Source organism: Pseudomonas sp. SORGH_AS_0211 (assembly GCF_031453455.1).
In the GTDB taxonomy this organism is placed as follows: domain Bacteria; phylum Pseudomonadota; class Gammaproteobacteria; order Pseudomonadales; family Pseudomonadaceae; genus Chryseomonas; species Chryseomonas aestiva.
The window spans coordinates 2661088-2675068 of sequence record NZ_JAVIZV010000001.1 but is presented as its reverse complement, the minus strand read 5'-3'; the positions used below and the strand labels follow the sequence as shown (position 1 = coordinate 2675068).

10 protein-coding genes are annotated in these 13981 nt (G+C 64.2%); all 10 read left to right on the top strand.

What is annotated here, in order from left to right; all coding sequences use genetic code 11:
• Positions 1-184: 184 nt before the first annotated feature.
• A complete protein-coding gene (locus tag QE393_RS12410) occupies positions 185-1618 on the top strand; it encodes a flagellin (RefSeq protein ID WP_310043772.1) in 1434 nt (477 codons plus the stop codon).
• A 72-nt stretch (positions 1619-1690) separates the two neighbouring features.
• Positions 1691-2080, top strand: coding sequence for a flagellar protein FlaG (locus tag QE393_RS12405; protein WP_310043770.1), 390 nt, complete (start codon positions 1691-1693; stop codon positions 2078-2080).
• Between the two features lie 71 nt (positions 2081-2151).
• Positions 2152-3606: a flagellar filament capping protein FliD gene (gene fliD / locus QE393_RS12400; protein WP_310043768.1), complete on the top strand. Its 1455-nt coding sequence runs from the start codon at positions 2152-2154 to the stop codon at positions 3604-3606.
• Between the two features lie 94 nt (positions 3607-3700).
• Positions 3701-4081, top strand: a complete 381-nt coding sequence (gene fliS / locus QE393_RS12395) for a flagellar export chaperone FliS (protein WP_026083956.1) — start codon at positions 3701-3703, stop codon at positions 4079-4081.
• 14 nt (positions 4082-4095) lie between these two features.
• Positions 4096-4407: a flagellar protein FliT gene (locus QE393_RS12390; RefSeq protein WP_310043767.1), complete on the top strand. Its 312-nt coding sequence runs from the start codon at positions 4096-4098 to the stop codon at positions 4405-4407.
• A gap of 164 nt (positions 4408-4571) precedes the next feature.
• Complete coding sequence (locus QE393_RS12385) at positions 4572-6050, top strand: sigma-54 dependent transcriptional regulator (RefSeq protein WP_310043764.1); 1479 nt, start codon at positions 4572-4574, stop codon at positions 6048-6050.
• A 194-nt stretch (positions 6051-6244) separates the two neighbouring features.
• Complete coding sequence (locus tag QE393_RS12380) at positions 6245-7444, top strand: sensor histidine kinase (RefSeq protein WP_405046246.1); 1200 nt, start codon at positions 6245-6247, stop codon at positions 7442-7444.
• Entirely contained in the window at positions 7441-8823 is a 1383-nt protein-coding gene (locus tag QE393_RS12375) for a sigma-54 dependent transcriptional regulator (protein WP_310043763.1), read from the top strand. The genes QE393_RS12380 and QE393_RS12375 overlap by 4 nt, the downstream gene beginning before the upstream one ends.
• Positions 8824-9064: 241 nt before the next feature.
• Complete coding sequence (tkt, locus tag QE393_RS12370; protein WP_310043761.1) at positions 9065-11149, top strand: transketolase; 2085 nt, start codon at positions 9065-9067, stop codon at positions 11147-11149.
• Complete coding sequence (locus QE393_RS12365; RefSeq protein WP_310043759.1) at positions 11146-13965, top strand: bifunctional transaldolase/phosoglucose isomerase; 2820 nt, start codon at positions 11146-11148, stop codon at positions 13963-13965. The genes tkt and QE393_RS12365 overlap by 4 nt, the downstream gene beginning before the upstream one ends.
• Positions 13966-13981 lie beyond the last annotated feature (16 nt).

Sequence of the window (13981 nt, the reverse complement as noted above, 5' to 3'; positions counted from 1 at the left end):
AACCAGTATGCACGAATCGGTATGTCACCACCTGTCAAGCTTCTGCTGAAGAAAATCGCGGAAAAATCCTAAAGGTTTGACGGAAAGTACCGATAAATATCTTGAATGCGAAACACAGGGGCGTCTGAGCAAGCAGGTCCCATTCGCATGCTCAGGCACACAAGGTTCAACTGGAGACGCCACCATGGCACTTACCGTCAATACCAACATCCCTTCCCTGAACACCCAGCGCAACCTGCAGAACGCGTCCAGCTCGCTGGCCACTTCCATGCAGCGCCTGTCCACTGGTAGCCGTATCAACAGCGCCAAGGACGATGCCGCCGGTCTGCAGATCTCCAACCGTCTGACCAATCAGATCAACGGTTTGAACCAGGCCACTCGCAACGCCAACGACGGTATCTCCCTGTCGCAGACCGCTGAAGGCGCCATGCAGCAGTCCACCAACATCCTGCAGCGTATCCGCGACCTGGCCGTGCAGTCCGCCAACGGCTCCAACAGCGACGCCGACCGCTCTGCTCTGCAGAAGGAAGTGACCGCGCAGCAGAACGAACTGACCCGTATCGCTCAGACCACTACCTTCGGCGGCCGCAAGCTGCTGGACGGTTCCTTCGGCACTACCAGCTTCCAGATCGGCGCCAACGCCTACGAAACCATCGACGTCACCCTGAAGGACACCTCGGCTACTGCGCTGGGTTCGAACCAGGTCGGCTCCGGTGCCAGCACCTCCGCAGGTAGTGCCGTTGCTGGTAGCGGCAATGCGCTGGCTTCCGGTGGCACCGTCACCTTGGTGGGTGGTGGCAAGAGCCAGGACGTAGTCTACGCCGCAGGCGACACTGCCAAGACCATCGCTGGCAAAATGAACGGCCAGATCCCCGGCCTGGCTGCCTCGGCGCGTACCGTGCTGACCGTCACTGACAGCATCTCCAGTGGTGCGGCCAACATGACCATGAACGTTGGCAGCAACTCGCTGAACCTGGTCGGCGTGGCTAGTACCAAGGACATGGCTGACCAGATCAATGCGAACGCCGCCAAGCTGGGCGTCACCGCCAACTACGATGATCAGGCTAAGAAACTGACGATTACCTCTGCCACTGGTGAAAACGTAACCTTTGGCAAGGATACCGGTAATGCTGCGGGCGCCATCAGTGTCTCCTCGCAGAAGTCCGACGGCAGCTTCAGCGGCCCTGTGGATGTCCGTGCCAATGGCGGTCAAGCGATGGGCTACATCAAGCTGGACTCGCCAACGACCTTCGCGATGACTGGTGATACCGCCCAGTTGTTCGGGGCCACCAAGTCTCAGCTCAGTCAGGTTTCCACCGTCGACATCTCCACCGCCGACGGCGCCCAGAAGGCCCTGTCCGTGATCGATCAGGCTCTGGCCAACATCGATTCCCAGCGCGCTGACCTCGGTGCGGTGCAGAACCGCTTTGACAACACCATCAGCAACCTGACCAACATCTCGGAGAACGCCACCTCCGCCCGTAGCCGCATCAAGGACACCGACTACGCCGCGGAAACCGCGAACCTGTCGAAGAACCAGGTGCTGCAACAGGCTGGTACCGCGATCCTGGCCCAGGCCAAGCAGCTGCCACAGTCGGTTCTCAGCCTGCTCCAGTAAGGGCAGAGATCGGTCTAGGCAGGGAGAAGGGGGACGCCCCTTCTCCCTTTCATGCGTTGTGAGGACATTACAATGGACATCGTCAAGACAACGGGTTTTTCAGCGGTAAGGCCCTATGGCGCTCACTCGAGCCCTGCGGCCGCCACTTCCTTCAGCGCTGCGGCGCCCACGGCGGATTCCACGGTCAAGCCGGTTTCCCAGGCCAGCAAGGCGGATGGGGACAAGGCCGAAAAGCCGGAAGACGGCAACGTGGATGGCGCCTTGTCCAAGCTGAAGTCCAAATTCCAGGAAGATCACCGCAACCTGGACTTCAGTATCGACGACTCCACCGGCGAGGTGGTGGTCAAGGTGCTGGACGGCGAATCCGGCAAGCTCATCCGGCAGATGCCCAGCGAGGAAGTGCTCAAGCTGGCCAAGCAGCTGGACGACATGCGCAGCCTGATGTTCAAGGCCGAAGCCTAGTTGGCGCGGAACTTGAATCAGACTGACTGAACGCAGGGGCGACGACGTAACGTTGGCAGGGGGATAGTGACATGGCAGGTATCAGCGGGATTGGCGGATCGGGACTGGACATCGATTCCATCGTCACCAAGATGGTGGCCGCCGAAAAGGCACCGAAGATGGATCAGTTGAACGCGACGCAAACCAAGGCGACCGCGCAACTGACCGCGATCGGTTCCCTGAAGGGCGCCATCAGCGAATTCCAGACCGCGCTGACCACGCTCAATAGCCCCACCAGCTTCCAGGCGCGGGCCGTCACCCTGTCGAAAAGCGACTATCTCACGGCAACGGCCAGTACCAGCGCCAGCGTCGGGAGCTATCAGGTCGCGGTCACGCAATTGGCGGGCAGCAGCAAGGTGGCCCTTGCGTCCGTACCAGCCACCTCCAACACGACTGCGAGCGATGGCACCAAATCTTCTTCTCCTACCACCTTCGGCAAGGGCACGCTGAGCATCAAGATCGGCGATACCAAGTTGTCGGATATCCAGGTCGATGCCACCAACAATACCCTGAGTGGCATCCGTGATGCCATCAACAAGGCCGGACAGAGCCAGGGTATCAGTGCCAGTGTCGTCAATGACGACACGGGTTCACGACTGGTATTGAGCAGCACCAAGACCGGCGACGGTAACGACATCTCGGTAGCGGTAAGCGGTGACGACGGTTCGGGCAAGCAGAGTCTGACCAAGCTGGCCTATACGCCGAGCGACACTGACTCCACTGATCCTGCGGCCGCCCACTCGCTTTCCAAAGCCAAGAGCGCCCAGATGACCATCGATGGTCTGAAGGTCACCAGTGCCTCGAACACGGTGAGCAATGCGGTCGATGGTCTGAGTTTCACCCTCAAGGCCACCACCCCGGCGGACAGTCCTATGACCGTCGGCGTCAGCCAGGACGAGTCGGGGGTCAAGGGCAACATCAAGGGCTTTGTGGATGCCTATAACAAGCTCATGGGCGTGATCAAGACCCAGACCTCGGTGACGAAGGTTGGGGACAACAGTTCGCCCATCGCGGCTGCGCTGGTGGGGGATGCGACTGCCCGCGGCCTCACGACCACCATCCGCAGCGAGCTGGGCACCATGCAGGGCACAGGTGCGGTCAAGGCGCTGGCCGACTTGGGTATCACCACCCAGAAGGATGGCACCCTGGCCATCGACGACACCAAGCTGGGCAATATGGTTAGCTCCAACTTCAGCGACCTAACCAGCTTCTTCACCGGCGACCAGGGCATAGCGGCGCGGCTCAAGGGCAAGCTCGATCCCTATACCATGACCAATGGCATTCTCGAGCAGCGTTCGAATTCCCTGAGCACCACCTTGAAGAACGTGGATGCCCAGACAGCCACGCTCAATACTCGGATGACGGCACTCTCGGACCGCCTCTACAAACAGTACAACGCCATGGACCAGCTCTACTCGTCGTTGTCGAGCACCGCGTCCTCGCTCTCCCAACAGCTGGCGGCCATGCCCTTCGCCAACAAGAGTTGAGTGGGCAGATTCGGCCAATCCGGTCGATAAAGGGGTCAAGTTTTTCGCGTCATGACCGATAAAGTACGTATCGGAAACACACAGAGGTCGTGACATGAACGCAATGACAGCCATGCGCCAGTACCAGCAGGTCGGCCTGCAGGCGCAGGTGTTCGAAGCCAGTCCCCATCAGCTGATCCAGATGCTCATGCAGGGCGCCCTGGATCGTCTGGCCAAGGCACAAGGTGCCCTGGAGCGCGGTTGGCTGCCCGAGAAGGGCGAGCTGATCGGCAAGGCGGTATCCATCATCGCCGGTCTCAAGGACGTCCTGGATTTCGAGCAGGGTGGCGAGCTGGCCACCAACCTGGATCGCTTGTATGACTACATGATCCGCCGGCTCAGCGAAGCCAACCGCAACAATGATCCTGTTATTCTTGAAGAAGTATCCGGCCTGATCCGTGAGATCAAATCCGGCTGGGATGCCATAGCCCCCTGATCTGGAGTCGACCGATGAACGTCGCCATGCAAAAGACCCCGGTGGAACGCGTCGAGCTCGTCTATGAGCAGATGGCTGCTGCGCTCAAAGCCGGAGACTGGACGCGGATCGCCGAGCTGGATCTGGATTGCCGGCTGTTCGTCGACGAAGCTATCTATGCCACAGGCGACGAGGCCGTAGCCCTGCGTGCCAGTCTCGAGCGCCTGCTGGCGCTCTATGCCTCCCTGCTGCAGGGTTGCAAGGCAGAGCGGGACGCTACTGCCCAAGAGCTGACCAAGCTCAACAAGTCGAACCAGGCCGCCAAGGTCTATCAGCTGTTCGGTTGACTGTCATCCGTTGGACGGTAATTCAAAGTTTAGATATTTCGCCGCCATAAAATTGACCCCGCATCACAATTTGTCTTAACTTGCGCAAGATGCCGACCAGTTGGCACTTGGATGCAGGCGACACCTGCGCGTAGCGAACCGACAAGCCGAATTGGGGCAGGGACATGTGGCGTGAAACCAAGATCCTTCTGATCGACGATGAAGCCGAGCGGCGCAAGGCGTTATCGGTCATTCTCGATTTTCTCGGCGAAGATCACCTCGCCTGCACCAGTTCCGATTGGCAAGCCTCCCTCGAAGCGCTCGACAGCAGTCGGCAGGTCAGCTGTGTGCTGGTCGGCCGCGTCGACAGCCGGGGCAACAGCGTCGAGCTGCTCAAGCAGGTGGTGGCCTGGGACGAGATGGTCCCGCTGCTGCTGCTCGGCGAAGCGGCGCAGCCGGAGTGGCCGGATGACGTTCGCCGCCGCGTGCTGGTCTCTCTCCAATATCCGCTGGCCTACAACAAGCTGCTGGATTCCCTGCACCGCGCCCAGGTCTATCGCGAGATGTATGACCAGGCCCGGGATCGCGGGCGCCAGCGCGAGCCCGAGTTGTTCCGTAGCCTGGTGGGGACCAGCCGCGCCATTCAGGGCGTGCGCAAGATGATGCAGCAGGTGGCCGATACCGAGGCCACGGTGCTCATCCTCGGCGAATCCGGCACCGGCAAGGAAGTGGTGGCGCGCAATCTGCATTTCCACTCCAAGCGTCGCGAGGCACCCTTCGTGCCGGTCAATTGCGGCGCCATTCCCGCCGAGTTGCTGGAAAGCGAGCTGTTCGGCCATGAGAAGGGCGCCTTCACCGGCGCCATCACCAGCCGCGCCGGTCGCTTCGAACTGGCCAACACCGGCACCCTGTTCCTTGACGAGATCGGCGACATGCCGCTGCCCATGCAGGTGAAGCTGCTGCGGGTGCTGCAGGAACGGACCTACGAGCGAGTGGGCAGCAACAAGACCCAGAGCGTGGACGTGCGCATCATCGCGGCGACCCACAAGAACCTGGAGCAGATGATCGCCGCGGGCACCTTCCGCGAAGACCTCTACTACCGTCTCAATGTCTTCCCCATCGACATGGCGCCCCTGCGCGAGCGCGGTGAAGACATCCCCCTGCTGATCAACGAACTGATCGCCCGGATGGAGCACGAGAAGCGTGGCTCCATCCGCTTCAACTCGGCCGCCATCATGTCGCTGTGCCGCCACGAGTGGCCGGGTAACGTCCGTGAACTGGCCAACCTGGTGGAACGCATGGCGATCATGCATCCCTATGGCGTCATCGGCGTGGCCGAGTTGCCGCTCAAGTTCCGCTATGTGGAAGACGAAGCCGATCCCATGGTCGAATCCCTGCGCGAGGAATTGCAGGAGCGCGAGGCCATGGCCGGGATCGGGACCCTCGAGGTGTCTTCTTCGGCACTGCTGCCCAGCGAAGGGCTGGATCTCAAGGACTACCTGGCCAACCTGGAAAAGAGCTTTATCCAGCAGGCGCTGGACGATGCCGGTGGCGTCGTGGCGCGGGCCGCCGAGCGTCTGCGCATCCGCCGGACCACCCTGGTCGAGAAGATGCGCAAGTACGGCATGGGGCGCCGCGACGACGAGTTCGACGAAGAGATCTAGTGCACCTTCAGCGATGCTGAGCGTATCGAGGTAGGGTGGATGACGGCGCAGCCTCATCCACCTTCTACTTTGTAATGCTGCAAGTGGGTGGAAAAGGCTGCGCCGTTTTCCACCCTACGGCGCTTTGGCGCCAGGGCGGCATGGGTCTTGCTCCAGCCCGGACAATGTCAATTGTCCGTCGTGAGCCCCAGCCGATGCCTGCGCAAGCCCTTTCTTCCGCTGTCCCTGCCGACGCTGTCGTGGAGGCCTCCGCCTCGGCGCAGGCCCGCGAAGCCCTGGGGCAGATGTCGCGCCAGCTGAGCGAATCCTTCCAGTTGCTCGAAGCCCGGATGAATTCGCTGCAGGGCGAACTGGAGTGGGTGTCCGCCCAGCGCCTGCAGGAGCTGGCGGAAAAGGAACGCCTGGCCAGCCGGCTGCAGAATCTGCTCGATGTGCTGCCCGCCGGCATCGTGGTGCTGGACGGCGCCGGACGCGTGCGCGACGCCAACCCGGTGGCGGAGGCCCTGCTCGGCGAACCCCTGGCCGGCGAGCTGTGGCGTACGGTGATCGCGCGGGCCTTTGCGCCGCGCCATGACGATGGCCACGAGGTGTCCCTGCGCGACGGCCGACGCCTGTCCATCGCCATCCGCTCCCTGGATGGCGAGCCGGGGCAACTGGTGCTGCTCAACGACCTTACCGAAACCCGCCACCTGCAAGGCGAGCTGGCGCGGCATGAGCGGCTTTCGGCACTGGGACGGACCATGGCCTCGCTCGCCCATCAGATCCGTACCCCGCTGACCGCGGCGCTGCTCTATGCCAGCCATCTGGAGGAGGGTGGTCTGGCGCTGGCGCAACAGCAGCGTTTCGCCAGCCGGCTCAAGGAGCGGCTGCACGAACTGGAGAACCAGGTCCGCGACATGCTGGTATTCGCCCGGGGCGAACTGCCGCTGGCGGATCGGCTGACGCCCGCCGCGCTGTTCGCTGCCCTGCGCGAGGCCGCGAACCCGCATCTCGGTGACTGCCCCGTGCGCTGGCAACTCGATGCCCAGGGTGGGCTGCTCACCTGCAACCGCGACATGCTGGTGGGCGCCGCCTTGAACCTCATCCACAACGCCCTGCAGGCCATGGCCGGCAGTGGCCGCCCGGGACGACTCAAGGTGCATCTCCATCGTCGTGACGGGGAGTTGCGCCTGGCGATCAGCGACAGCGGTCCCGGCATCCCGCAGGCGGTCCAGCAGCGTCTGGGCGAACCCTTTCTCAGCACCAAGACCACCGGCACCGGTCTCGGCCTGCCGGTCGCCCTGGCGATGGCCAAGGCCCATGGCGGGCGGCTTACCGTGCGCTCCCGATTGGGGCGCGGCACGCTGGTGACCTTCATCCTGCCGCTGCTGGCGGGCGAGGAGATCCCGGCATGACCCTGCCCATCCTGCTGGTGGAAGACGATCGCGCCCTGCGCGAAGCCCTGGCCGACACCCTGGAGCTCGGCGGCTATCGCTATCGCGCCGTGGACAGCGGCGAGGCGGCGTTGCTGGCGCTGGCCGAGGAACCCTTCGGCCTGGTGATCAGCGACGTCAACATGCCGGGTATCGATGGGCATCAATTGCTGGCCAGTATCCGCGTGCGCGATCCGGCGCTACCGGTGCTGCTGATGACCGCGTTCGGCAGCATCGAGCGCGCCGTCGAGGCCATGCGCAGCGGGGCGACGGATTATCTGGTCAAGCCCTTCGAGCCGCGCCTGTTGCTGGAGACCCTGGCGCGCTGCTGCCCACAGGGACGGCGCATGCCCGGTTCTCGCCAGCCGGTGGCGGCCGATCCCCAGAGTCGGCAACTGCTGGAGCTGGCCAGCCGGGTCGCCCGGAGCGAGGCCACGGTGCTCATCACCGGCGAGTCGGGCACCGGCAAGGAGGTGCTGGCGCGCTTCATCCACGATCAATCGGCGCGGGCGGATGGCCCCTTCGTGGCGGTCAATTGCGCGGCCATTCCTGATCACCTGCTCGAGGCCATCCTCTTCGGGCACGAGAAGGGCGCCTTCACCGGCGCCATCGCCGCCCAGCCCGGCAAGTTCGAGCTGGCCCAGGGCGGCACCCTGCTGCTGGACGAGATTTCCGAGCTGCCGCTGGGCCTGCAGGCCAAGCTGCTGCGAGTCCTGCAGGAGCGCGAGGTGGAGCGGGTCGGCGCGCGCAAGCCGTTGGCGCTGGACATCCGCGTGGTGGCCACCAGCAACCGCAAGCTGGCGGAGGAGGTGGCCGCCGGGCGCTTCCGCGAAGACCTCTTCTATCGTCTGTCGGTGTTTCCGCTGGCCTGGCTGCCGCTGCGCCAGCGACCGGCCGATATCGTGCCCCTGGCCGAACGACTGCTGGCGGTCCAGGCCGCGCGGATGAATCGTCCGGCACCGGTCCTGAGCCCTGCCGCGCGCCAGGCGTTGGCCGAGCATCCCTGGCCGGGCAACGTGCGCGAACTGGACAATGCCGTGCAGCGGGCGCTGATCCTGCAACCGGGCCACCAGCTGCAGGCCGAGGACTTCGGGCTGCACTGGTTGGCGACCGGGGTATCCCTGAAGCCTGCCGCCGCGCCTGTGCCAGCGACCGGCGTTGGTGATGACGTACGTCCCCTGGACGCCGATCTGCGCGATCGGGAATTCCAGGTGATCCTCGATACCCTCAGGGCCGAACGCGGCCGCCGCAAGGAGACCGCCGAGCGCCTCGGCATCAGTGCGCGTACCCTCAGGTACAAGCTGGCGCAGATGCGCGACGCCGGCGTGGATGTCGAGCTGGCCCTCGCCGGCGACTACTGAGCGGGCAAGTCGATAGCCGGCTATCTACCCGTGCGGAACCAACCCTCTGGCGTGCTGTTCTAGAGAAAGGATCGCGACTGCGACGTGGGGTCGCAGAGGATGCATGCCCCCGCCGCCCCGGACCCTGTCCGGCCGCTTTGCTTTCTTCTCTTAGGCGCCGCCTTTGCTGAAAACGGTTTCACGGACGGTGTTTGCCGTTTTCGCCGCGGGTGGCGCGCCTGCCAGCACGAGGACGCTTGCCATGGGTTCCACCGCACCTTCCAGCTCCAACGCCGACCAGCTTGTCATCAATACCATCCGTACCCTGTCCATGGACGCGGTGCAGAAGGCCAACTCCGGCCACCCTGGTACGCCGATGGCCCTGGCCCCGGTCGGGCACACGCTGTGGAGCCGCTTCCTCCGCTATCACCCCGAGCATCCGGACTGGCCCAACCGCGACCGCTTCGTGCTGTCGGTCGGCCATGCCTCCATGCTGCTCTATTCGCTGCTGCACCTGGCGGGCGTCAAGGAAATCGACGAGCACGGCACCGCCACCGGCAAGGAAGCAGTCAGCCTCGACGACATCAAGCAGTTCCGCCAGCTGGATTCCAAGACCCCGGGCCATCCCGAGTACCGCATGACCACCGGCATCGAGACCACCACCGGTCCGCTGGGGCAGGGCTGCGGCAACAGCGTGGGCATGGCGCTGGCGCAGAAGTGGCTGGCCGCACGCTTCAACCAGCCGGGCGTGACCCTGTTCGACTATGACGTCTACGTGCTCTGCGGCGATGGCGACATGATGGAAGGCGTCACCGGCGAGGCGGCCTCCATGGCCGGTCACCTGGGTCTGGATAACCTCTGCTGGATCTACGACAACAACACCATCAGCATCGAAGGCCACACCGAGCTGGCTTTCAGTGAAGACGTGGCCGAACGCTTCCGTGGCTATGGCTGGCACACCCTGCACGTCAAGGATGCCAATGACGCCGAGGCCCTGGCCGCTGCCCTGCATCGCTTCAAGGGCAACACCGGCAAACCGACCCTGATCGTGGTCGACAGCCTGATCGGCTACGGCGCGCCCAACAAGCAGAACACCGCGGCGGCCCACGGCGAGCCCCTGGGGGCGGACGAGATCAAGCTGGCGAAGAAGGCTTATGGCTGGCCCGAGGATGCCGACTTCCTGGTGCCCGACGACGCCCGTCACCACCTGCGCGATGCCCTGTTGGAGCGGGCCAGCGGTCTTTACGAAGACTGGAACCGTGCCTTCGATCGCCTGCGTCAGGACGATCCGACCCGCGCCGATGAACTCCAGCGCATGCGCGCCGGTGAGATGCCGGAAGGGTGGGACGCCAAGCTGCCCAGCTTTGATACCGATGCCAAGGGCGTGGCCTCCCGCGAGTCCGGTGGCAAGGCGCTCAATGCCTTTGCCCAGAATATTCCCTGGCTGGTCGGCGGCGCGGCGGACCTGGCGCCGTCCACCAAGACCAATCTCAAGTTCGATGGCGCGGGCAGCTTCTCCGCCCGTGAGCCGTCCGGGCGCAACATGCACTTCGGCATTCGCGAGCACGCCATGGGCTCCATCGCCAATGGCATGGCGCTCTGCTACCTGCGTAGCTTCACCGCCACCTTCCTGGTGTTCAGCGACTACATGAAGCCGCCGATCCGCCTGGCTTCGATCATGGAGCTGCCGGTGGTGTTCGTCTTCACTCACGACTCCATCGGTGTGGGCGAAGACGGCCCCACTCACCAGCCCATCGAGCAGCTGGCGCAGCTGCGTGCCACGCCGGGCCTGCTGACCCTGCGTCCGGGCGATGCCAACGAAGCGGTGCAGGCCTGGAAGATCGCCCTGCAGCAGACCAATCGGCCTTCGTGCATGGTGCTGTCGCGCCAGCCGCTGCCGACCCTGGATCGCAGCAAGTACGCCAGCGCCGAAGGCGTGGCCCAGGGTGCCTACGTAGTCGCCGATAGTGGTGGTGATACGCCCCAGGTGATTCTCATGGCCACCGGCAGCGAGCTGGGCCTGGCGGTCCAGGCTTATGAGCAGCTCACGAGCGAGGGTATTAAGGCGCGGGTCGTCTCTATGCCGAGCTGGGAGCTGTTCGAGGAGCAGGACGAGGCCTACAAGCAATCCGTACTACCCGACGCGGTTCTCGGCCGGGTCGCTATCGAACAGGGTGGCTCCATGGGCTGGCACCGCTTCATCGGTCGCAAGGGCGCCTCGGTCACCATGAGCACCTTTGGTGCCTCAGCGCCCATCGGCAAGCTGCAGGCGAAATATGGCTACACCGTGGAAAACGTGGTCAAGCTGGCCAAGGAACAGGCGCAACGTAAAGGGAGCGCCACATGAGCAATCCACTCAAACAGCTGACGGAGCAGGGCCAGGCGGTCTGGCTCGACTTCGTCAGCCGCGAATTCCTCGCCAAGGGTGAGCTGCAAAAGCTGATCGAGCGTGACGGCCTCACCGGTGTCACCTCCAACCCTTCGATCTTCGAGAAGGCCATGGGCCACGGCAGTGACTACGATGCCAGCCTCGAGGCCTTTCTGAAAAAGGCCGATGCCGAGCCGGTGGATGTCTATGAGCATCTGGCGATCGAGGACATCCAGCAGGCCGCCGACATCCTGCGGCCGGTCTACGATCGCCTCGAAGGCCGCGATGGCTACGTGAGCCTGGAGGTCTCGCCCTATCTGGCGCTGGATACCCGTGCCACCCTGGAAGAGGCGCGCCGCCTCTGGCAGGCGGTGGACCGGCCCAATCTCATGGTCAAGGTGCCGGGTACGCCCGAGGGTGCCGTGGCCATCCGCAAACTGATCGAAGAGGGGATCAACGTCAATGTGACCCTGCTGTTTGATCGCAACGCCTATATGGCGGTGGCGGAGGCCTATATCGCCGGTCTGGAAGCCCGCCTGCATCGCGGTGAAGACATTTCCCGTCTCGCCAGCGTGGCGAGCTTCTTTATCAGCCGGGTCGATGGCGTGCTGGACAAGCTGATCGACGAGCGCAAGGGCGAGGACGCCGAGCTGGGCGGGCTGCGTGGCAAGATCGCCATCGCCAACGCCAAGCTGGCCTATCAAGACTATCTACGGTTGATTCAGTCGCCGCGCTGGAAGGTGCTGGAAGCCAAGGGCGCTCATCCGCAGCGACTGCTATGGGCGTCTACCGGCTCCAAGAATCCCGCCTATCCCGATACGCTGTATGTCGATCAGCTGATCGGTCCCGATACCGTCAACACCATGCCGCCCAAGACCATGGACGCCTTCCGCGACCATGGCACGGCAGCCCCCATGCTGAGCACCGACATCGAAGCCGCGCAGCGTGTCGTGGATGCCACTGTCCGTTTCGGCCTGGATCTCGATGGCGTGGCCAGGCGGCTGGTCAAGGACGGCGCCCGGCAATTCGAAGATGCCGCCGATGCGCTTCTGGGTGCGGTTGGCCAGAAGCGCCTCGATTTTCTCGGCGAACGCCTGAATGCCGCGGACTATCGTCTGCCACAGGATCTGCATGAAGCCGTCGAGGCCCGGCTGGAAGAGGCGCGGCGTGAAGGCTGGTCGCGCCGGCTCTGGCAGGGCGACGCCTCGCTCTGGACCGGTCGTGACGAAGACCAGTGGGTCGGTTGGCTGGCCGCGGCCCAGGGTCGTCAGGCTGATCCCCAGGCGCTGGAAGCCCTGGCTGAAGCGGCGCGCCAAGAGGGCCTGGATACCGTGGTGCTGCTGGGCATGGGCGGTTCGAGCCTGGGTCCGGAAGTCCTGTCCAACACTCTGGGTACCGCCAAAGGCGGACTTACGCTCAAGGTACTGGATTCCACCGATCCGGCGCAGATCGCTGCACTGGAGGAACAACTGGACCTGCACAGGACGCTGTTCCTGGTATCGAGCAAATCCGGCTCGACCCTGGAGCCGGAAATCCTGCGGGCCTACTTCCACAAGGCCGTCGAGCAGGCGCTGGGTGCGGAAGAGGCCCGGCGGCGCTTCGTCGCCATCACCGATCCGGGTTCCAAGCTCGAAGCCAGTGCCACGGCTGAGGGCTATCGCGCCATCTTCCAGGGCGACCCCCATATCGGTGGGCGCTACTCAGTGCTGTCAGTGTTCGGCATGGTGCCCCTGGCGTTGCTTGGCCATTCGGTGGCCGACTTCTTCCAGGTGACCCAGCCCATGGTGCTGGCCTGCAGCCCCAGTGCGCCGCCGGCCATCAATCCCGGCATCCGCCTGGGCGTGGTCCTGGGCGAGGCGGTGCGTGCCGGACGCGACAAGGTCACGCTGATCGCGTCACCAGGTGTCGCCAGTCTGGGCGCCTGGCTGGAGCAGCTGCTCGCCGAGAGCACCGGCAAGCAGGGCAAGGGCATCATCCCGGTAGACCTTGAGCCCCTCGGAGAGCCAGCCGTCTACGGTAGGGACCGGGTGTTCGTCAGCCTGGTGCTGGCCGGCGAGGAAGACGCCGAGCGCGATAGTCGCCTGCAGGCGCTGGCCGCGGCCGGGCATCCGGTGGTGGACATCCGCCTCGCCCGTGCCCAACTGATCGGCCAGGAATTCTTCCGCTGGGAGGTGGCGACCGAGGTGGCCGGTGCCGTCATCGGCATCAATCCCTTTGATCAGCCCGACGTGGAAGCCAGCAAGATCAAGACCCGTGCCCTTACCGATGGCTACGAGCGCGAGGGTCGTCTGGCCGGCGACGAGCCGCTGCTGGAGGAGGGCACGCTGACGCTGTTCGGCGATGCCGACCTGCAGGGGCAGGACACCGCCCGCGCGGCGATCAAGGCGCACCTGGCACGCCTGCAGCCTGGCGACTATCTCGCCGTGCTGGCCTATCTCGAGCGCAACGCCGTGCACGAGGAGGCCTTGGGCGCCATGCGTGATAGCATTCGCGACAGCAAGCGCGTAGCGACCGTCGGCGGCTTCGGCCCCCGTTTCCTGCACTCCACCGGACAGGCCTACAAGGGTGGTCCCAACTCGGGTGTGTTCATCCAGATTACCGCCGATGCCCAGAACGACCTGCAGATTCCAGGGCGGAGTCTGAGCTTTGGTGTCGTCGAGGCCGCCCAGGCCAAAGGCGACCTCGAGGTGCTGGCCGAACGGGGACGGCGCTATCTGCGCGTGCATATCAAGGGCGGCGACATCGACGCCGGCCTGCAACAAATCGTCGAACTGGTCGAGGCGGCGGTCGCCTGACCTCAAGGAGTCATCA